Origin of the sequence: Microbulbifer sp. CNSA002, assembly GCF_047324085.1 — a bacterium.
Classification (GTDB): Bacteria; Pseudomonadota; Gammaproteobacteria; order Pseudomonadales; family Cellvibrionaceae; genus Microbulbifer.
In genome coordinates, this window is the sequence record NZ_CP172449.1 from 367,778 (window position 1) to 385,679 (window position 17,902).

Sequence of the window (17,902 nt, forward strand, 5' to 3'; positions counted from 1 at the left end):
TTTCGAGTCAGCCTTTTTGGAATTGGTGCCCAGGAGAGGACTTGAACCTCCACGACCGTTAGGTCACTAGCACCTGAAGCTAGCGCGTCTACCAATTCCGCCACCTGGGCAAATCAACGTGTGCTCCGTTGAGGACGCGAACTATAGAGATCTGCCCCCCTTGTGTCAACGGCTGCGTTGCGCTTTTTTCATCATTTTTTTCTTAGGTCGGGAAAATTGGCGAAATCGCTTATAATGCGTGCAATAGCGGCGAATTATTGACCAGGAATCCACCACCAACGCCGCCTTTCTTTATGGCCGGATAATCTCCGGAGGTTGCCAACCCTGGCAACTGCCCAACAACGGATGCTGTTTTGACTCAAAAAAATACCTCAGACCCTTTCAATGCTGACCCTCATGCCCAGCGCGAGGCAGAGAAATACGAAAAGCCCGTGCCCAGTCGGGAGTACTTGCTGCAAATTCTGGAAAAACAAGCGGAGCCTGTACCCTGGGAAACGGTGGCTGATTTACTCGAATTGGCCGACGAGGATCGCCGCGAAGGAGTCAGGCGCCGTTTGATCGCCATGTCCCGGGATGGGCAGATTGCCAGCAACCGCGCCGGTGATTTTGGTGTACTGGATAAAATGAGCCTGATACGCGGCCGGGTTATGGGGCACCGGGATGGTTTTGGTTTTGTTATCCCCAGTGATGGCGGCACCGATCTATTTTTATCCCATCGACAGATGCGTAAAGTTTTTGATGGTGACGAGGTATTAGTTCGGGAAACCCCCGGAGGTTTTCGCGGTAAACGCGAGGGCGCTGTTGTTCGGGTGATCAAGCACAATACCGAGCAGCTGGCTGGGCGCCTGTATCGGGAAAACGGTATTTGTTTTGTGCGCCCGGACAATCCTCGTATTAACCTGGATATTATGGTGGCCTCTGAGGATACCGCCGGAACCGATCACGGCCAGTATGTCGTAGTAAAAATTGTTACCCAACCGGGCCGGGATAAAGTGCCGCAAGGTGAGGTTAGCGAAGTTCTCGGTGACCACCTTGCCCCGGGTATGGAGATTGACGTTGCGATTCGCAATTACGGAATTCCCCACACCTGGCCCAGTGCACTGACGGCCGAGGTCAATGAAATTGCCGATGAAGTGCTTGAGGACCACAAGAAATCCCGGGTGGATCTTCGCCAGTTACCATTGGTTACTATCGATGGTGAAGACGCGCGGGATTTTGATGATGCGGTCTACTGCGAACTTTTACCCGATGGCAATTGGAAATTGCTGGTAGCCATTGCCGATGTTTCCCACTATGTACGTCCGGGTAGTGCGTTGGATGAGGAAGCGCACGGCCGTGGAAACTCGGTTTATTTTCCGGATTTCGTTGTACCCATGCTGCCGGAGAAATTGTCCAACGGCCTTTGCTCCCTGAACCCCGATGTCGATCGGTTGTGTATGGTGTGCGAAATGCACATCAACCGAAGCGGTGAAATTCAGGATTATCGTTTCTTTGAGGCGGTTATGCGCAGCCACGCGCGCCTGACTTATACCCAGGTAGGGCAAATACTCGATGAGCGGGATAACCGCGACAGTGGTGCCCGCAAGCAATTTGCGACCCTCACCCCACACCTGGACAATCTCCACGACCTCTACCTGGCGTTGCGCCAAGCGCGGGAGCGCCGGGGTGCTATTGATTTTGAGACGACCGAGACCCGGATAATATTTGACGCCCAACGAAAAATTGAGCGGATTATTCCGGTGGTGCGCAACGATGCTCACAAGCTGATCGAAGAGTGTATGCTCGCGGCCAATGTCAGCGCGGCGAGTCTGATGGAGCTATCGGAACTGCCCGCACTCTACCGGGTACACGATGCGCCCAAAGAGGAAAAACTCAGTAATTTGCGCGAATACCTGGGTGAATTGGGATTGCGCCTTCCCGGTGGTGGTGAGCCCCAGCCCAAAGACTTCCAGGACCTGATGGAGCAGATCGAGGGCCGTGCAGATGCGCATATTATTCAGGTGATGCTGCTGCGCTCTATGAACCAGGCGGTTTACCAGCCGGAGAATCGAGGACACTTCGGTTTGGATTACCCGGCCTATGCCCATTTCACCTCCCCGATTCGCCGCTATCCGGATTTGCTCCTGCACCGGGCGCTGCGCTGGTTGATACGCAACGGCAGCGCCAACCAAGCTGCGGTGGCAAAAAAAGTTCACTCTGTGCCCGGTGCCAAACCGATTGCTCGAGAGCAGATTTTACCCTACGACATGCCGGCCATGTTGCAACTTGGGGAACAGTGTTCGCTGACCGAGCGGCGCGCCGACGATGCGACCCGGGATGTGCTCAGCTGGCTTAAGTGTGAATATCTGCAAGACCATGTGGGCGAGACCTATTCCGGTGTTATCAGTGCGGTAACCGGCTTTGGATTATTTGTGGAGTTGGATGAACTCTACGTGGAGGGCCTGATACATGTCACTGCCCTGCCCAAAGACTATTATCGCTTTGAGCAGGCGCACCAGCGTCTTATCGGGGAGCGCAGTGGCAAGCGTTATCATTTGGGTGACTCTGTCACCGTGCAGGTTGCACGGGTGGATCTCGAAGAGCGCAAGGTGGATTTCACCTTGAATGAACTGGTCCCACGCGCAAAGCGTGAGTCGAAGAAAAAGAAAGAGAGTACGCGGGTGAGTGCCCGCGCTATGGAAATGGCAGTAGAACATCAGTTGGAACGCGAGCGCCGGGGCCGCGATAAAAAAGAAAAACCCAGCAATACCAGTGCTAACCCCTGGGCCAAGCATACCGAGACCACAGCCAAGTCCTCGCCTTTCCGCAAGCGCAAGGTGGGATCAGATGAGGCTGTGCCAGTGGAGGCCAGTGTTGAAGCCCCTGTAGCAAAACCGGAAAAAGAGCCGCTCAATAGGCGAGGTGAAGGCAGGCAAGGTGAAGATGCCCAGCCCAAACGCAAGATTAAAAAGCGTACCCCGACACGCAAGGGCGGAAAGCGGCCTGCAGTGGCTGCCCGTAAAGCCGCGCAAAAGGCTGAAAACGCCAAAACCCGTTCGGGTAAACTAAAAAAGAAGAAAAAGATTTCTTCTAGCAGTAAAAAGAAAAAGTGATCGAGGAATAAATTGAGTCAGGAAGTTATCTATGGCCTGCACGCGGTGCAGGCCCTCCTAAAAGGTTCTCCGCAGAATGTATCGGAGCTTCTGTTACTGCGTGGCCGCAAGGATCAGCGCCTGCAAAAAATAATCCAGCAGGCGGAAAAAAATGATATTGCCGTGCGCTTTATCGACCGGCGAGCGCTGGATGAGAAAGTAGAGGATGGCGCTAATCACCAGGGTGTCGTTGCCATCTGTTCTGGCAAAACAAAAGTCCACGATGAGAAATTCCTGTTCGACCTGCTGAAAAAACTGGATCAGCGCGGGGAAGCACCTTTCTTATTAGTGCTGGATGGAGTGACTGATCCCCACAACCTGGGTGCCTGCCTGCGCTCGGCAGAGGCTGCCGGAGTACATGCGGTGATTGCGCCGAAAGATAAATCTGCCGGGCTGACGCCAACAGCCCGCAAAGTGGCCTGCGGCGCTGCCGAAGTATTGCCCTTTGTCACCGTGACTAACCTGGCTCGCGCGTTACAGCAGCTGCAGCAGGCGGGAGTGTGGATTTATGGTGCAGCCGGTGAGGCGAAACAGGATGTATACCAAAGCCAATTAACCGGCCCCTTGGCACTAGTCATGGGGGCCGAGGGCAGCGGCTTGCGGCGTCTGACTAGGGAACATTGCGATCATCTGATCAAAATTCCTATGGCGGGAGAGGTAAGTAGCTTAAATGTTTCTGTTGCCACAGGTGTTTGCTTGTTTGAGGCCGTGCGTCAGCGCAACGGCTAATAGTTGATCTATTCTGCGCGTGCTAGGGATGATCTTCACTGGCCGTGCAATCTAGAGATTATAACAAATCTGGCCTCTATAAAGCTTTCCAAATAACCTCTGGATGGTGATGAAAGTATCTACCATGACTTTTATTGTTAATTGGATTCTCGAATCGCTTAGTTATTCGGAGCCCCTTAGGGCTTTCTTATTAATATTTGCTGAGATAAAAAGCAGCAATTTGACACTGCTCTAAAAGTTAAATTGTCATGGCACTTATATCAGAGGCATAGAATGATACTAGGAAAATAACATATTTCTGAGAATGAAAAGTATTTGTGGGTGGCTGATAGTAGTACCATTTGTTGTCCTGGTAGATGTTGCTAAGTGGGCAGGTTGGCAATCGAAATAAATAATGGTAACTGGCTCTTACCTAATAGATGTAATGGTTTCTTTAAACTCATCAGTTGGGTCGTATAAATATCTACAGCTAATTTTCCACAATTTAAGATTTAGAGAATTGCTTAATATTTAAACTTGCGGTGTTCCCATATTAGGTTGGTGAGCGGAGATTTATTTAGTTCTTTCGAAACTTTGATCCACGGGGTTACTGCAAGTCCTTACAATCCGGGTATAGAAATACCCGGACATAAAACTTCTTTCCACATCCTTTAAGTAAATGCAGAGTTCAGTGTGCCGTAGTCCAACGCCTTACTAAACAAATTAGTGTCACTTTTAACCGCTGCCAGCTGTTTTAATGATTCGTTTAAATGGCCGTAGACAGACTGGAATAATGCTGGTCCGGTACTAAAACGTTTTATACCTGCGGCAGAAAATTCCGATAGAGGGGCCATATCCGGAAGCAGCATAATATTTATTGGCAGGTCGATACCCGTTGCCAAACTCCTTGCCTCCTCAATTGAAGAGAGCCCAGGCACAAAGCCGCAGTCAGCACCGGCACTCTTATAAAGCTCTAACCTCTCTATGCACATATTTACCGCTTTATCACCGCTTGCGAGTGCATTGAGATAAACATCGGTACGGGCATTAATAAAAAGCGGGCGGCCGTTCAGTGCTTTACGAATAGCGCTGATTTTTTTGCCGAGAGATCCGGAGGTGTCGTTACCATCTTCAATATTGATGCCTGCGACTCCCAGCGCAACCATTTTACAGGCCAGCTCAGCTACCTGTTTGGGGTTTTGGGAATATCCATCTTCAATATCCACACTCAGAGGTAATGAGGTTACCCGGGCAATCCGCGCGATAGCATTTAGGTGTTCCTCAACTGGCAGGGCACCACCATCGGCATAACCCAACGACCAGGCGACGGCGGCACTGCTGGTACCTACCGCTTGGGCGCCTGTGTTTTGGCAGATTAAAGCGCTGGCAGCATCCCAGGCATTTGGCAGGATCAGTGGGGTGTCAGTTTGGTGCAACTTGGTGAAGGTATTGAATGGGCTGTTGTTCATGGGGATAACCTACTTGAGCGATGTCGTTTGAGTGGTGAATTTACCGCTCAAGAGATTGATTCACTGGCCACAAACGGAACTGAACCGTGAAAACCGGAAAGACAAATAAGATTGTTGGCTGCGATGTGGGAGGGAGGTGGAGCGGGCAGTTTTTATTAATACATGGCTAAGAAAGCTATGAATTGCTTTCTTGGCCATGCAGGAAAGACAGAAAAAAGGAAAATCAGTTGAGAGCGGGATCTTTATGTAGCCACTGCTGTACTGCCTCAACTACGGGGGCGGGATTCTTGATCCAGCTGAGGTGAGGGTTGCCCTTGGGATAAGTGGGTTTCATCTCCCGGGTTTCGCCGCCGACGATCGCCGCTAATTTACGGGCGGCCTGAATAGGGGCGAAGGGGTCGCCGTCAAGTGCAATATGCAGGGTGGGCTGGCTTGTCTTTTCCATTTGCCCAAAGCGATCCTCTGGAGCAAAGCGGCCGCTAAATATGGATCGGGCCCAGTCTTTCATTAGCCTGCGCGCTTCGCGCCAGCCGAATCCCATGCGCGCACCGGGGAAATAACCCAGCAGGCTTGAGGTCACACTGGCAATTGAGGCGAAGAGCAGGATGGCGTACTTGTGCAGACCACTCCAGCTGCGGTGGTCCACATGGCCGGAGGCGATGCTGACAACCTTGGCGTTACCAGTGAGGCCGGCGCGGGCTGCCAGGGTGCTGGTTTGACCGCCGATACTGTGGCCGAGAATCAGCGCTGGCCCCTGGGGGAATTGCTGTTCCAGCAGTTGGATTAACAGCGGGATAAACGAAAACACCAGATCGTTGTAGCCGTAGTCGGCATTTCGGTGGGGGCGCGGCAGGCTCTCCCCGGTGCCGGGCAATTCGCTGATGGCGGTGTTGTAACCGAGCTTTTGCAGCTCTTCCAGAAGCAGGCGGTAGCGGTTGGCCGGTACGCCCATCGCGGGAAGCACCAATACCAGGGGGCCTTCGCCGTTGTGTACTGTGGTTACTGGTACCTGGAAGGCGCCAAATTCTAATTGGTGGGTTTGTTGGGGCATGGTACTTCTCCCTTTAACAGTCCGGCATCATAGGCGAAGCCAGCTTGCCAAACCCATGACCAGACCGAGCAGTGCTGTGTCCCAATCCGCCAAATCCCAGAAACAAGGCGAGTGGCAGGGTAGTCATTTTGATCAACTTCTAACTTGGAATGCGAATGCACTTGCTTGAGGTAATTGATCAACTTGCAACCGGGTGGGCGAAGGCACAGGGCCTGATGCAACTGGTTAACTTGCAACCGGGATAGCGAAGGCATTGGGCTGAAGTAATTGATCAACTTGCAACCAATCCCACAACTGCCTAGAATACGCCGCCCGCAATGGGCCCGGTTTATCCGTGCCCGTTGTACTCCTTGCCTCATCGGACTGTCCGAGAGGCTGATTAACCCGTAAGGAGCTAAAATGCGTCATTACGAAATTGTATTCCTGGTTCACCCGGACCAGAGCGAGCAGGTACCTGGCATGGTGGAGCGCTACACTGCGTCCATCAAGGAGAGCGGTGGACAGGTTCACCGTCTGGAAGACTGGGGCCGTCGCCGTCTGGCTTACCCGATCAACAAGATCCACAAGGCTCACTACATTCTGATGAACGTAGAATGTTCTGAAGAAGCCCTTGAGGAACTGACTACCAACTTCCGTTACAACGATGCGGTTATCCGTAATCTGGTAATTCGTGAAGACGAGGCGATCACTGAAGAGAGCCCGATCATGAAAGCGGAAAAAGAAAGCCGTGAGCGCAAAGCTGCCCGTGCAGAGCGCACCGAGCGTCGCGAGCGCGCCGGAGAAGAGAAAGCTTCTTCCGACGCTGCAGAAGCTTCTTCCGATAACGCTGAAAGCGAAGAGTAAGGGGATTATCAGATGGCACGTTTTTTCCGTCGTCGCAAGTTCTGCCGTTTCACCGCTGAAGGTGTTAAGCGTATCGACTACAAAGATCTCGATACCCTGAAAGCCTACATCTCCGAGACTGGCAAAATTGTTCCTAGCCGTATTACCGGTACCAAAGCCAAGTATCAGCGTCAGCTGGCCTCTGCGGTCAAGCGCGCTCGCTACCTGGCCCTGCTGCCGTACACGGACAGCCACGAAGCCTAAGCCGCAGTTTGCTTAGACTCATTAATAGAGAAGCTATCTAGATATGCGCGCCGTAGCTGAATTTATTATGCGCGGACGCGTCAGGGCGGTAATCCTCACCATGTTGGGGATTCCGCTGATAAGCCCGGCAATTCTCGCTCTGGTGAGTTTGCGCCGAGGCAGCAGTGACGGCCTGATGGTTTTGGCCTGGGCTCTGTTGCCGATTGTCGTTATGGGTATGAGTGGTCATGTACCACCACTGGTGACTGGTATATCCGCAGGCCATTTTGTTGCAGTTTTTTGCGGCGCCATGGCATTGCGCAGCAGTCGCTCCTGGGCCGCTGGCCTGGTGGCTGTAACGGCGGCATCAGCAGCAGGCATATTGCTGACCTCTCTCTTCAGTGGAGGACTGATGCAAGGGTTCTTGCAGGCAGTCGAGAATGCAGCGGAACAGCCCAATACTGTTCCAATGGATGAACTGAAGCAGATATTTTCGGGTGAATTGCAAATTACCGGTTACCTGGGCCTGATATCGGCGATGAGCGCCACATTGGCTCTGGTACTGGGGCGTTACTGGCAGGCCCTGCTGTACAACCCCGGCGGTTTCCGCCAGGAGTTCCACCAGCTGCGCCTGCCCCTGTGGCTGTCAGCGACAAGTATGTTGTTGTGGGTAGTCAGCTTGGTAACCCCAGGCTACGCATTTTGGGGAGCGGTGATTGCGTTCCCGATGGTGGTAGCTGGTATTGCCCTGGTCCACTGGCTGGTTGCCAGTCGCGGTTGGGGGGTAGGTCCCCTGGTGGCGATGTACATCATGCTGGTGATTGGAGGGCTGCCCCTGGCAGGCTTCCTCTGCGGCCTGGCCCTGGTAGATAGCTGGATAGATATTCGCGGACGCTCTTCCAAATAAGCGCGCCCGCACAATACAGAAATTGAGGAAACCGAGATGGAAGTTATTCTGCTCGATAAAGTAGGCAAACTGGGCAACGTGGGTGACCGCGTTGATGTTAAAGCCGGTTTTGGCCGCAATTTCCTGCTGCCGACTGGTAAGGCAATTGCTGCTACCGCCGCTAACATTGCTGAGTTCGAAGCTAAGCGCGCTGAACTGGAAGCCGCTGCTGCCGCTAAGCTGGCTGAAGCTGAGAGCCGCGCTACCAAGCTGGCCGATCTGGTTGTTACCATCGCTGCTAACGCTGGCGACGAAGGCAAGCTGTTCGGTTCTATCGGCACTCGCGACATCGCTGAAGCGATCTCCGCTGGTGGCGTTGAAGTAGCTAAAGCTGAAGTTAAGCTGCCGGAAGGCGCGCTGCGCGAAGTGGGCGAGTACGACGTAGACGTACAGCTGCACTCCGACGTAATTGCTGCAGTTAAAGTCGTTATCGAAGCCGAGTAAGGTTTTGCTGACGAACGGTTGGTGCTTCGGGCGCCAGCCGCGCTACAATCGGGCGCTGCACCCTATCGGGTCCAGCGCCTGTTTTGTTTTTACTATCCAGTAAAGTCCCATGATCGACGAATACGCCGCCCCTGAAGAAGAGATCCACAGCGAAGAGAGTTCACCCCTGCCGCATTCGGTAGAGGCGGAGCAGTCTGTGCTCGGCGGCCTGATGCTGGACCCGGGCCGTATTGATGCCGTTGCCGAACAGCTGAGTGAAGAGGATTTCTTCAGCGCCAGTCACCGCAAGATCTTTGCGGTTATGGGCGAGCTGAGTAATGGCGAACAGCCCCTGGATATCGTTACCCTCGCCGAAGGCCTCGCCAGCCGCGACCTGCTCAGTGAAGTGGGTGGCCCTGCCTACCTGGCGGAATTGGCCGAAAACACTCCCTCCGCAGCGAATATCGTCGCCTACGCCAAGATCGTGCGTGAGCGCTCCATGCTGCGCCAGCTGATCGCCGCTGCCGGTGAGATCAGCCGCACCAGTTTTAATCCCGGTGGCCTCGCCTCCGCCGACCTGCTGCAGATGGCTGAGCGCCGCGTGGCGGAAATCGCCGAGGGGCGCGCCAAAGAGGGCGGCTTTGTCGGCGTGGATACCCTGCTGAAAAAGACCGTCGAGCGCATCGATGAGCTGTTCAAGACCGAGGGTGATATCACCGGTATCAGCACCGGTCTGACCGAACTGGACCAGCGCACTTCCGGCTGGCAGCCGGGCGAACTGGTTATTCTCGCCGCGCGTCCCTCCATGGGTAAGACCGCGCTCGCATTGAATTTTATCGAGAGCGCCATGCTCTGCCAGGAGAGCCCGACGCTGGTCTTCAGTATGGAGATGCCCTCGGACAGCCTGGTGATGCGGATGTTGTCCTCTATTGGTCGTATCGACCAGGGGCGCATCAGGAACGGCAAGCTGCAGGAAGAGGATTGGCCCAAGCTGTCCAGCGCCGTGCAGAAGATGAAAGGCAAGTCCCTGTATATCGACGATACGCCGGCACTGAGTCCCAGCGAGGTGCGCGCCCGTACCAAGCGCACGGTGCGCGATCACATCAACAAATTGATGCGCGAGAACCCCAAGTTAAGCCGCGAGGACGCCGAGGCCAAGAGTATGCCCGCCATGATTATGGTGGACTACTTGCAGCTGATGCAGGTGAAAGGGTCTACCGAGGGCCGTACCCAGGAGATTTCCGAGATCTCCCGCTCTCTCAAGGCGCTGGCGAAAGAATACGAGTGCCCGGTGATTGCCCTGTCGCAGCTTAACCGGGGAGTAGAGCAGCGCCCCAACAAACGGCCGATGAACTCGGACCTGCGGGAATCCGGGGCGATCGAGCAGGATGCTGACGTGATCCTGTTTATCTACCGCGATGAATACTACAACGAGGACAGCCCGGATAAAGGCATGGCCGAGTTGATTATCGGCAAGCAGCGTAACGGTGAGATCGGCACCTGCCGCGCAGCCTTTGTGGGCAAATACACTCGCTTCGATAATCTGGCGCCGGAATACTACCAGGGCGAATAAGCCTTTCTGCTAGGTTTGCGGCTGTCGAATATCCGAGCCTAGGGGAGCCACTTCTTGTTATCCGAGCAAGAGATCCGCGCACTGGTGCTGCAACGCCAATTTATCCACAGCTCCTGGACTGAAGGATTGTCGGGGTTGTTGCAACATCTTGGCGCCCTACAGTTGGATGCTATCCAGCGAATTACCCGGGCCCACCACCACCAGCTCTACAATCGCCTGCCCCGTTACCGCGAGTCACACCTGGCTGAAGCTGAAGAGCGCCGCGAAATTTTCGAGTACTGGTCCCACGCCGCTGCCTACCTGCCAATGGCCCACTACCCCTATGCGCGGGTGCGTATGAATCGTATCCGCGCCGGTCAGCGCCACTGGTTTGAAAAGAATGCCAAGCTGTGTCGCTATGTTCTCGATCGTGTGCGAGAGGAGGGTGCCCTGCGGGCCAGTGATTTTGTGCGCACCAAGAGTGGATGGTGGGAGTGGTCCGATGAAAAGAAAGCCCTGGAGCAGTTGTTTCATGAAGGTGAGCTGATGGTCAGCCACCGGGAGGGCTTTCAAAAAGTCTTCGATCTCCCGGAGCGGATACTGCCAGCAAAAATCTCGACCAATGCTGCCTCGGAAATTGAGTATGGTAGCCATCTGGTGCGCACTTTTCTGGGGTGCCAGGGGATTGGCCGAGTGGAGGAAATGGCTTACCTGCGCAGGGACGACAAACCCCTTATCCAGCTGGCAATTAAGCGCATGTTGGCAACCGGTGAGCTCACTCAGTGGGGGAAAGAGCTGATACTCACCGAGCACCTGGACTGGGAGCCGGTACGACCATCGCGCAAAGTGCGCCTGTTATCCCCATTCGACCCAGTGATATTGCAGCGCAAACGCCTGCGCCGGCTGTTTGATTTTGAATATCAATTGGAGTGCTATGTACCGGCGGCCAAGCGTCGCTATGGCTATTTTTGCCTGCCGATTTTATACGGCGATCAATTCGTGGGGCAGGTGGATTTGAAGGCTGATCGGGATGCGGGTGTATTGCGGGTAGAGGCCCTGCACTGGGACAAGAAGCCCGGTGTCTCGCTGGAGGCGAGTTACCACCGGGCTCTGGGGCAGTTTGCCCGTTTTCACGGGCTGGAAAGCGAAGCCGCGCTTACAGCTTGACGACTACGTAGACTTCCTGGCCATCGCGCTGGGTCGGCATAAAGTAATTGCCGCCATAGCGGTAGTACTGGATGCCATTGATAATTTCAGCGGCATAGCCATTGGGTAGGGTTTCCACCACTTGTCCGGGCTGGAAGCCCTGCGGGCCAGGGTCCGGGGTTGCAGGCACAGTAGCGGGAGCTGCTGCCGTTGCAACAGGAACGGCTACAGCCGGCGCAGGCGCTGGAACAACGGCTACGGGTGCTGGAGCTACAGCCACTGCAGGTGGTGCTACTACGACATAAGTTCGGGTAGCCGGGTGCCACTGATAGTAGGCATCGGCGTACTGGTAATAAGTAATTCCGCCTACATGGACTCTGACAGCACTAGTTGGCAGGGTGACTACCGAGGCGCCCAGAGGGGCAGCGACAACGACGTAACCACGGGGACCGTGGCGGTAGAAGTGCCCGCCATGGTAGTAAAAAGGACGTCCACCAACTGCGACACGCACATGGCCAACGGGTAGTACGGGCGCAACAAATCCGATCGAAACACGTGGTCCGCGATAAACACCGCCACGGTGGTGATGGCGATGATCTCCCCCGCGCTCATAACCGCGCGCATCGGCCGGTGGGCTAAAGGCAAAAGCGGCCAGCGCCAGGAACGCACTGGCGCCAATTACGACATTCAGTTTATTCACAGTCTCTCCAGCGAAGTGATTACTCACATTTGACATACTAACCCTTATCCTGACATTAAAGACAGGTTAATTGGTTAAGAATTGTCAAAGTGCCGGAGGCTGGATCAGTGGTCAGCGGTTGCGCTGGATGATTCCCATCAACTTATACATCAGCTGTGCGGCGGCAAAATCATAGGCGTGAAAGCCCTCGATCGGTGCAAATTCCAGCAGATCGAAGCCGATAATCTCCCTTTGTCGCGCAACGGATTCGAATAAGTTGAGGGTCTGGTACCAGCCGAGACCACCGGGTACCGGGGTGCCGGTGGAAGGGAAGACCGATGGGTCCATACCGTCCACATCCAATGTAAAGAAGACTTTCTTGGGGAAATTCTCCGGTAACTGGAATTCCTGCACGTTGTTGGGCACCAGTTGGTGGGCATCCAGGTAGCCCACGTTGTGGTCCTTGCGGGCCTGCACTTCCTCTTCGCAATAGGCGCGGATACCCAGCTGGAACAGGGGGACACCGGCCTCTACCACTAGACGCATCACGCTGGCGTGGCTGTGTTTGTGGCCCTCATAGCGATCGCGAAGGTCAGCGTGGGCATCGATCTGCACCACGCCAAAATCGGTTTCACCGGCGTCCAGTAGCCCTTTGATAATACCCCAGGTCACCGAATGCTCACCGCCGATACCCACCGGCATCTTGCCAAGCGCCAACACTTCTTTGGTGGCGGCGGCGATATTCTCCATCACCTGTTCTGCAGGGCCGGAAACCGAGACCGGCGAGCGGGTGTAGATGCCCAGGTCACAGGGGTTGGAGAAGTTGTCAAAAGTTTCCAGTTGCCAGGATGCCTCCAGGATGGAGGCCGGGCCCTTGCCGGTGCCGCCACCGTAGGAGACGGTTTCCTCATAGGGGATGGGAATAATGTGAAAGAGGGCGTCTTCCGGCTTCGGCTGCTCGATTTCGGAGCCGAGAAAAATGGGGTATTCGTTTTCTGACAACATCTACTGGTCCTCTGGCGGAGGCAATAACTCATTGCCTGCCGCATCTATCTCTATCGGCACTGTTTAGGAGAGGCGTTCCTTAAAATCTTCGTAGCCGAAAGTTTTGATCATCTTCAGGTCGTCGGTATCCGAATTCCACAGGGCGATAGCCGGTAGGGGGATACCGTTAAAAGTATTGGTTTTCACCATGGTGTAGTAGGCCATTTCCTCGAATACCAGTCGCTCGCCAATCCGCAGTGGTTGACTGAAGCTGTATTCGCCGATGCTGTCGCCGGCCAGGCAACTCTGTCCGCCCAGGCGATAGGTGTGGGGTAAGTCACCGGGGCGAGCGGCACCGGTAATTTCCGGTCGGTAGGGCATTTCCAGCACATCGGGCATATGGCAGGTGGCAGAGGCGTCGAGGATGGCTTGGTTTTCACCATTCCAGGCGATATCCACTACCTCAGCCACAAGGACTCCGGCGAACAGGGAGATGGCCTCACCGGGTTCCAGGTAGACCTGTACATTGTGCTTGTCGGAAAAGCTGCGCACCGCTTCGACCAGCTCATCCACCTGGTAATCCCGGCGAGTAATATGGTGGCCGCCGCCGAAATTAATCCATTCCATTTGTGGTATCAGATCGCCAAACTTCTCCTCCACGGCAGCGATTGTGCGCTGCAGAGGTTTGAAATCCTGTTCACATAACGTGTGGAAGTGCAGGCCACTGATGCCTTCGAGGGACTCTCCTTCAAACAGCGAGCGCACGATGCCCAGGCGCGAACAAGGGGCGCAGGGGTCGTAGAGATCGGTGTGGCCCTCGGAGTGCTCGGGGTTGATACGCAGGCCAAAACGCAGCTCTGGCCGCTGCTGTTGCATATCCAGGCACAACTCCCGAAAACGCTTCCACTGGGAGAAGGAATTGAAAATTACATGGTGGGCAAATTGCAGTATTTCCCGCAGTTCCTCATCCTTGTAAGCGGCACTGAAGACATGAACTTCCTTGCCTTTGTCGCGACCGCCGTACTCTTCGAACCCCAGTTTGGCTTCGTGCAGGCCACTGGCACAGGTCCCGGATAGATATTCAGCCACGATGGGCCCGGTGCTGAACATGGAAAAGGCCTTGAGCGCTGCCAGTACCTTGGCACCGCTGCGTTCCTGTACATCGGCGAGCAATGCTAAATTATTGCGCAGGGCAATTTCATCGATCACAAAACAGGGAGAGGGAACGCGGTAGGGATCGAAGCTGCCGAAATAGTCAACGGGGGGAGTGAGGTCCATGGTGCGTTATATCCTGGTGCGGCGGGGCGGGCACTGGAGTCCGCCCCGCTAGGTCGGGAAAGAAGCGATTTACTGGAAGGGCTTATCCAACCAGGTTTCCTGCCAGGGCAGGCCGTACTTGTTCAGGTCATCCATAAAGGGATCCGGATCCATCTGCTCCATATTCCACACGCCGGGCTTCATCCACTTGCCTTCCAGCATCATCTTGGCACCGATCATGGCCGGTACGCCGGTGGTGTAGGAGATCGCCTGGGACTGAACTTCCTGGTAGCAGTCCTGGTGGTCGCAGGTGTTGTAGACGTAGTAGATTTTCTCTTCTCCGTCTTTGGTGCCCCGAATAATGTTGCCGATGCAGGTCTTGCCCTTGGTCAGCGGACCGAGGCTGGCGGGATCTGGCAGCAGCTCTTTAAGGAACTGGATAGGTACAATTTCCTGGCCCTGGAATTCCACCGGCTCAATGCCAGTCATGCCGACGTTCTGCAGAACTTCCAGGTGTTTCAGGTAGCTCTCGCCAAAGGTCATCCAGAAACGCGCGCGCTCAATTTCCGGGAAGTGCTTGGACAGGGATTCCAGCTCTTCGTGGTAGAGCAGGTAGATATCCTTATCGCCAATGCCTTCGGGGAAGTTGAACACGCGTTTCTCTTCCATCGGCTTGGTGGTAATCCACTGGCCATCTTCCCAGTAGCGACCGTTGGCGGTGATCTCGCGGATATTAATTTCCGGGTTGAAGTTGGTGGCGAACGGCAGGCCGTGGTCGCCGGCATTACAGTCGAGGATATCCAGGGTGTGGATACGATCGAAGTGGTGCTTCTTGGCGTAGGCGGTAAATACGCTGGTGACGCCGGGATCGAAGCCGCTGCCCAGCAGTGCCATTAGGCCGGCTTTCTCAAATTTCTCCTGGTAGGCCCACTGCCACTTGTACTCGAACTTGGCCTCTTCCGGCGGCTCGTAATTGGCGGTATCCAGGTAGTGCACGCCGGTTTCCAGGCAGGCATCCATAATGTGCAGATCCTGGTAGGGCAGGGCCACATTGATGACCAGGTCCGGCTTCACTTTTTCGATCAGCTTTACCAGTTCAGGCACATTGTCCGCATCTACTTCAGCGGTGTCGATTTTGCGCGGCAGCATAGCGGCAATCTTGTCGCACTTGCTTTTGGTGCGGCTTGCCAGGGTGATATTTTCAAATACCTCAGCAACCTGTGCGCACTTGTGCGCAACCACCTGGCCGACACCGCCGGCGCCGATGATCAGTACGTTGGCCATAAAGATCTCCTTAAATCTGCGGCTAATGTTACCGCTATATTCTCAAAGGCGTTGGCGCCTCATTTTTAAAATTTATTTTTCAAAGTAGGTGTAACCGCTCATGCTGGCGGTATAGGTTTGCAAAATCTGTTTGCGTTGGGCGGCGGTAATCAACCCCTGCTTGACGGCGCGTTCTGCCAGGCGGCGGAAGCGCTCAAACAGCGCCTTGGGCTGGTATTCCACGTAGCTTAACACGTCAGAAATACTGTCACCGTGAATCTCGTGGCTGAAGTCTATGCTCCCGTCTTCCTGGATGCGCACACTCACAACATTGGTGTCCCCAAACAGGTTGTGCAGGTCACCCAGGGTCTCCTGGTAGGCGCCAATTAAGAAGGTGCCGAGAATATAGTCCTCGCCATCCTTTAGCTCGTGTAAAGGCAGGGTTTTCTGCTCTTTTTCCCGGCCAATAAAGCGGTCGATCTTACCATCACAGTCACAGGTGATGTCGGCGATGATGGCGGAGCGCGTCGGCGCTTCGTCCAGGCGGTGGATCGGCAGCAGTGGGAATACCTGATCGATAGCCCAGATGTCCGGTACCGATTGGAATACGCTCACATTGGCGTAGTAGATATCCGACAGTACCTCCGGCAGGGCTTGCAGGTCTGCGGGAATCTCTTCGGCCTCATCCAGTAATTTGCGAATATCCTGGGCGCTCTGCAGGAACAGGTTTTCCGCATTGGCGCGTTCGCGCAGGCTCACCTGGCCGTGCAGATACAGAGAGCGCACTTCATCGCGGTAGTAGAGTGCGTCGTTGTAACTCTCTTGCAGGTTTTTGGGGGTGATACTGCGCACTGCGTCCTGCAGGTTGAGCAGCATCTGGTGGTCGCCTTCGCTGATCTTGGTGTGCTCCAGTTCCACCGGCTCGAAACGGGTAGTGTCGAGAATATCGAATAGCAGTACAGAGGAGTAGGCTACAGTGGCGCGGCCGGATTCGGTGATAATCACCGGATGTTCGACTCCCTCGCTATCGAGGGTGCCCATAATGGCTTCCACTACATCGACACAGTACTCGTCCAGGGAGTAATTCTTTGAGTGGGTGTAATTGGTCTTGCTGCCATCGTAATCCACCGCCAGGCCACCGCCCAGATCCAGGTAGCCCATGGGTGCGCCTTCTTCCACCAGATCGGCGTAGTAGCGGCAGGCTTCCAAAACTCCGGTGCGGATGTCGCGGATATTCGGTACCTGCGAGCCCAGGTGATAGTGCAACAACTTGAGACAGTCGAGCATATCGTGGTTGCGCAGTTGATCGACCATGGCGATCAGGTCGTTACTGCCCAGACCGAAAATACTGCGGTCGCCACTGGTCGCATTCCAGTAGCCGCCCACCTTGGAGGCGAGTTTTACCCGTGCGCCGATATTTGGGCGCACCTGCTCGCGCTCGGCGCAGCGGATAATGGTCTCCACTTCCGAGGGCGTTTCCACGACGAAGAAAACCTGTACGCCCAGGCGTTGGGCCTGCAGTCCGAGGTTAATAAATTCCTCGTCCTTATAGCCGTTGCAAACGATCAGGGATTCGGTGTTATCCAGAATGGACAGGGCAGCGATAAGTTCTGCTTTACTGCCCGCCTCCAGGCCGTGGTTAAAGCGGCGGCCGGCATTGGCAATTTCTTCAATGACCTGACACTGCTGGTTCACCTTAATGGGGAACACGCCGCGAAAAACATTGCCGTAGCCGCAATCGTCGATAGCGCGAGCAAAGGATTCGTTAATCCGGGCGATCTGCGCTTCGAGTAAATTCTCAATACGCAATAGCAGGGGCATACCCAGGCCGCGCTCGGTGGCGCCTCGGGCAATGTCCATCAGCGAAACACTGTGTGTTACCCCGTTGGGGCCGTCGACTTGCAGTGAAACTTCACCATTTTCGTTCAAATCGAAATATCCGGCGCCCCAATTGCGGATGCCGTAGAGCTCGGCCGAATCTTCGCAAGTCCAGTCTTTTACTTGTTGCTTTTTCATGGCGCCTTTCTGTTGATATTGGCGGGCGCGAATCTTGGGCCCAGCAGGGCCGGAAAGCAATAACTATAGATAAAAAAACGCTAATTTTTGCGCACTGAAAAGTAAATGGGGAGCGAGTGGATGGCCAGCTCTTTTGCACTCTGCGACAGGGGGCTTAAGAAGGTGATTGATCTGCGCAAATTTGAGTAAAAAAAGGCGGCCCGAGGGCCGCA

15 protein-coding genes and 1 tRNA gene are annotated in these 17,902 nt (G+C 54.7%); 8 read left to right on the forward strand and 8 right to left on the reverse strand.

Going from position 1 to position 17,902, the window contains the following annotated elements; genetic code table 11:
- Nucleotides 1-23: 23 nt before the first annotated feature.
- Nucleotides 24-110, reverse strand: a tRNA-Leu gene (locus tag ACG1BZ_RS01570).
- A gap of 243 nt (nt 111-353) precedes the next feature.
- On the opposite strand from ACG1BZ_RS01570, the gene rnr reads away from it, so the two are divergent.
- Nucleotides 354-3,092, forward strand: a complete 2,739-nt coding sequence (rnr, locus tag ACG1BZ_RS01575; RefSeq protein WP_413664131.1) for a ribonuclease R — start codon at nt 354-356, stop codon at nt 3,090-3,092.
- 12 nt (nt 3,093-3,104) lie between these two features.
- Nucleotides 3,105-3,860: a 23S rRNA (guanosine(2251)-2'-O)-methyltransferase RlmB gene (gene rlmB / locus ACG1BZ_RS01580; protein WP_413664132.1), complete on the forward strand. Its 756-nt coding sequence runs from the start codon at nt 3,105-3,107 to the stop codon at nt 3,858-3,860.
- Nucleotides 3,861-4,510: 650 nt separating this feature from the next.
- Here rlmB and ACG1BZ_RS01585 read toward each other — a convergent pair.
- Together ACG1BZ_RS01585 and ACG1BZ_RS01590 are read right to left on the reverse strand one after the other, a co-directional pair.
- Entirely contained in the window at nt 4,511-5,308 is a 798-nt protein-coding gene (locus tag ACG1BZ_RS01585; protein WP_413664133.1) for an isocitrate lyase/PEP mutase family protein, read from the reverse strand.
- Nucleotides 5,309-5,531: 223 nt separating this feature from the next.
- A complete protein-coding gene (locus ACG1BZ_RS01590; RefSeq protein WP_413664134.1) occupies nt 5,532-6,359 on the reverse strand; it encodes an alpha/beta fold hydrolase in 828 nt (275 codons plus the stop codon).
- Nucleotides 6,360-6,758: 399 nt separating this feature from the next.
- Here ACG1BZ_RS01590 and rpsF point away from each other — a divergent pair, with 399 nt between their 5' ends.
- The 6 genes from rpsF to ACG1BZ_RS01620 all read left to right on the forward strand — a co-directional run bounded on the left by rpsF (nt 6,759) and on the right by ACG1BZ_RS01620 (nt 11,512).
- Complete coding sequence (gene rpsF / locus ACG1BZ_RS01595) at nt 6,759-7,202, forward strand: 30S ribosomal protein S6 (protein ID WP_282930240.1); 444 nt, start codon at nt 6,759-6,761, stop codon at nt 7,200-7,202.
- Nucleotides 7,203-7,214: 12 nt separating this feature from the next.
- Nucleotides 7,215-7,445, forward strand: coding sequence for a 30S ribosomal protein S18 (gene rpsR / locus ACG1BZ_RS01600; protein ID WP_108731487.1), 231 nt, complete (start codon nt 7,215-7,217; stop codon nt 7,443-7,445).
- Nucleotides 7,446-7,488: 43 nt separating this feature from the next.
- Nucleotides 7,489-8,331, forward strand: coding sequence for a hypothetical protein (locus tag ACG1BZ_RS01605; RefSeq protein ID WP_413664135.1), 843 nt, complete (start codon nt 7,489-7,491; stop codon nt 8,329-8,331).
- A gap of 36 nt (nt 8,332-8,367) precedes the next feature.
- Nucleotides 8,368-8,814, forward strand: a complete 447-nt coding sequence (gene rplI / locus ACG1BZ_RS01610; RefSeq protein WP_282930238.1) for a 50S ribosomal protein L9 — start codon at nt 8,368-8,370, stop codon at nt 8,812-8,814.
- Nucleotides 8,815-8,923: 109 nt separating this feature from the next.
- Entirely contained in the window at nt 8,924-10,366 is a 1,443-nt protein-coding gene (dnaB, locus tag ACG1BZ_RS01615) for a replicative DNA helicase (RefSeq protein ID WP_413664136.1), read from the forward strand.
- A 54-nt stretch (nt 10,367-10,420) separates the two neighbouring features.
- Entirely contained in the window at nt 10,421-11,512 is a 1,092-nt protein-coding gene (locus tag ACG1BZ_RS01620; RefSeq protein WP_413664137.1) for a winged helix-turn-helix domain-containing protein, read from the forward strand.
- Here ACG1BZ_RS01620 and ACG1BZ_RS01625 read toward each other — a convergent pair.
- From ACG1BZ_RS01625 to speA, 5 genes are all read right to left on the reverse strand, one after another.
- Nucleotides 11,502-12,191, reverse strand: a complete 690-nt coding sequence (locus ACG1BZ_RS01625) for a DUF6515 family protein (protein ID WP_108735126.1) — start codon at nt 12,189-12,191, stop codon at nt 11,502-11,504. The genes ACG1BZ_RS01620 and ACG1BZ_RS01625 overlap by 11 nt on opposite strands.
- A 111-nt stretch (nt 12,192-12,302) precedes the next feature.
- Nucleotides 12,303-13,175 (reverse strand): agmatinase, encoded by an 873-nt coding sequence (speB, locus tag ACG1BZ_RS01630; RefSeq protein ID WP_413664138.1) that lies wholly within the window; start codon nt 13,173-13,175, stop codon nt 12,303-12,305.
- A gap of 63 nt (nt 13,176-13,238) precedes the next feature.
- Entirely contained in the window at nt 13,239-14,432 is a 1,194-nt protein-coding gene (gene nspC, locus ACG1BZ_RS01635; RefSeq protein ID WP_108731493.1) for a carboxynorspermidine decarboxylase, read from the reverse strand.
- A 69-nt stretch (nt 14,433-14,501) separates the two neighbouring features.
- Complete coding sequence (locus tag ACG1BZ_RS01640; RefSeq protein ID WP_413664139.1) at nt 14,502-15,695, reverse strand: saccharopine dehydrogenase family protein; 1,194 nt, start codon at nt 15,693-15,695, stop codon at nt 14,502-14,504.
- Nucleotides 15,696-15,767: 72 nt separating this feature from the next.
- Nucleotides 15,768-17,690 (reverse strand): biosynthetic arginine decarboxylase, encoded by a 1,923-nt coding sequence (speA, locus tag ACG1BZ_RS01645; protein WP_413664140.1) that lies wholly within the window; start codon nt 17,688-17,690, stop codon nt 15,768-15,770.
- Nucleotides 17,691-17,902: the final 212 nt, after the last annotated feature.

What these genes read in the sequence shown, in the direction of transcription:
- nspC (WP_108731493.1), bottom strand. Translation starts at nt 14,432, where the DNA reads ATGGACCTCACTCCCCCCGTTGACTATTTCGGCAGCTTCGATCCCTAC.
- ACG1BZ_RS01605 (WP_413664135.1), top strand. Translation starts at nt 7,489, where the DNA reads ATGCGCGCCGTAGCTGAATTTATTATGCGCGGACGCGTCAGGGCGGTA.
- rplI (WP_282930238.1), top strand. Translation starts at nt 8,368, where the DNA reads ATGGAAGTTATTCTGCTCGATAAAGTAGGCAAACTGGGCAACGTGGGT.
- speB (WP_413664138.1), bottom strand. Translation starts at nt 13,175, where the DNA reads ATGTTGTCAGAAAACGAATACCCCATTTTTCTCGGCTCCGAAATCGAG.
- ACG1BZ_RS01590 (WP_413664134.1), bottom strand. Translation starts at nt 6,359, where the DNA reads ATGCCCCAACAAACCCACCAATTAGAATTTGGCGCCTTCCAGGTACCA.
- rpsR (WP_108731487.1), top strand. Translation starts at nt 7,215, where the DNA reads ATGGCACGTTTTTTCCGTCGTCGCAAGTTCTGCCGTTTCACCGCTGAA.
- speA (WP_413664140.1), bottom strand. Translation starts at nt 17,690, where the DNA reads ATGAAAAAGCAACAAGTAAAAGACTGGACTTGCGAAGATTCGGCCGAG.
- rpsF (WP_282930240.1), top strand. Translation starts at nt 6,759, where the DNA reads ATGCGTCATTACGAAATTGTATTCCTGGTTCACCCGGACCAGAGCGAG.
- ACG1BZ_RS01585 (WP_413664133.1), bottom strand. Translation starts at nt 5,308, where the DNA reads ATGAACAACAGCCCATTCAATACCTTCACCAAGTTGCACCAAACTGAC.
- ACG1BZ_RS01640 (WP_413664139.1), bottom strand. Translation starts at nt 15,695, where the DNA reads ATGGCCAACGTACTGATCATCGGCGCCGGCGGTGTCGGCCAGGTGGTT.
- dnaB (WP_413664136.1), top strand. Translation starts at nt 8,924, where the DNA reads ATGATCGACGAATACGCCGCCCCTGAAGAAGAGATCCACAGCGAAGAG.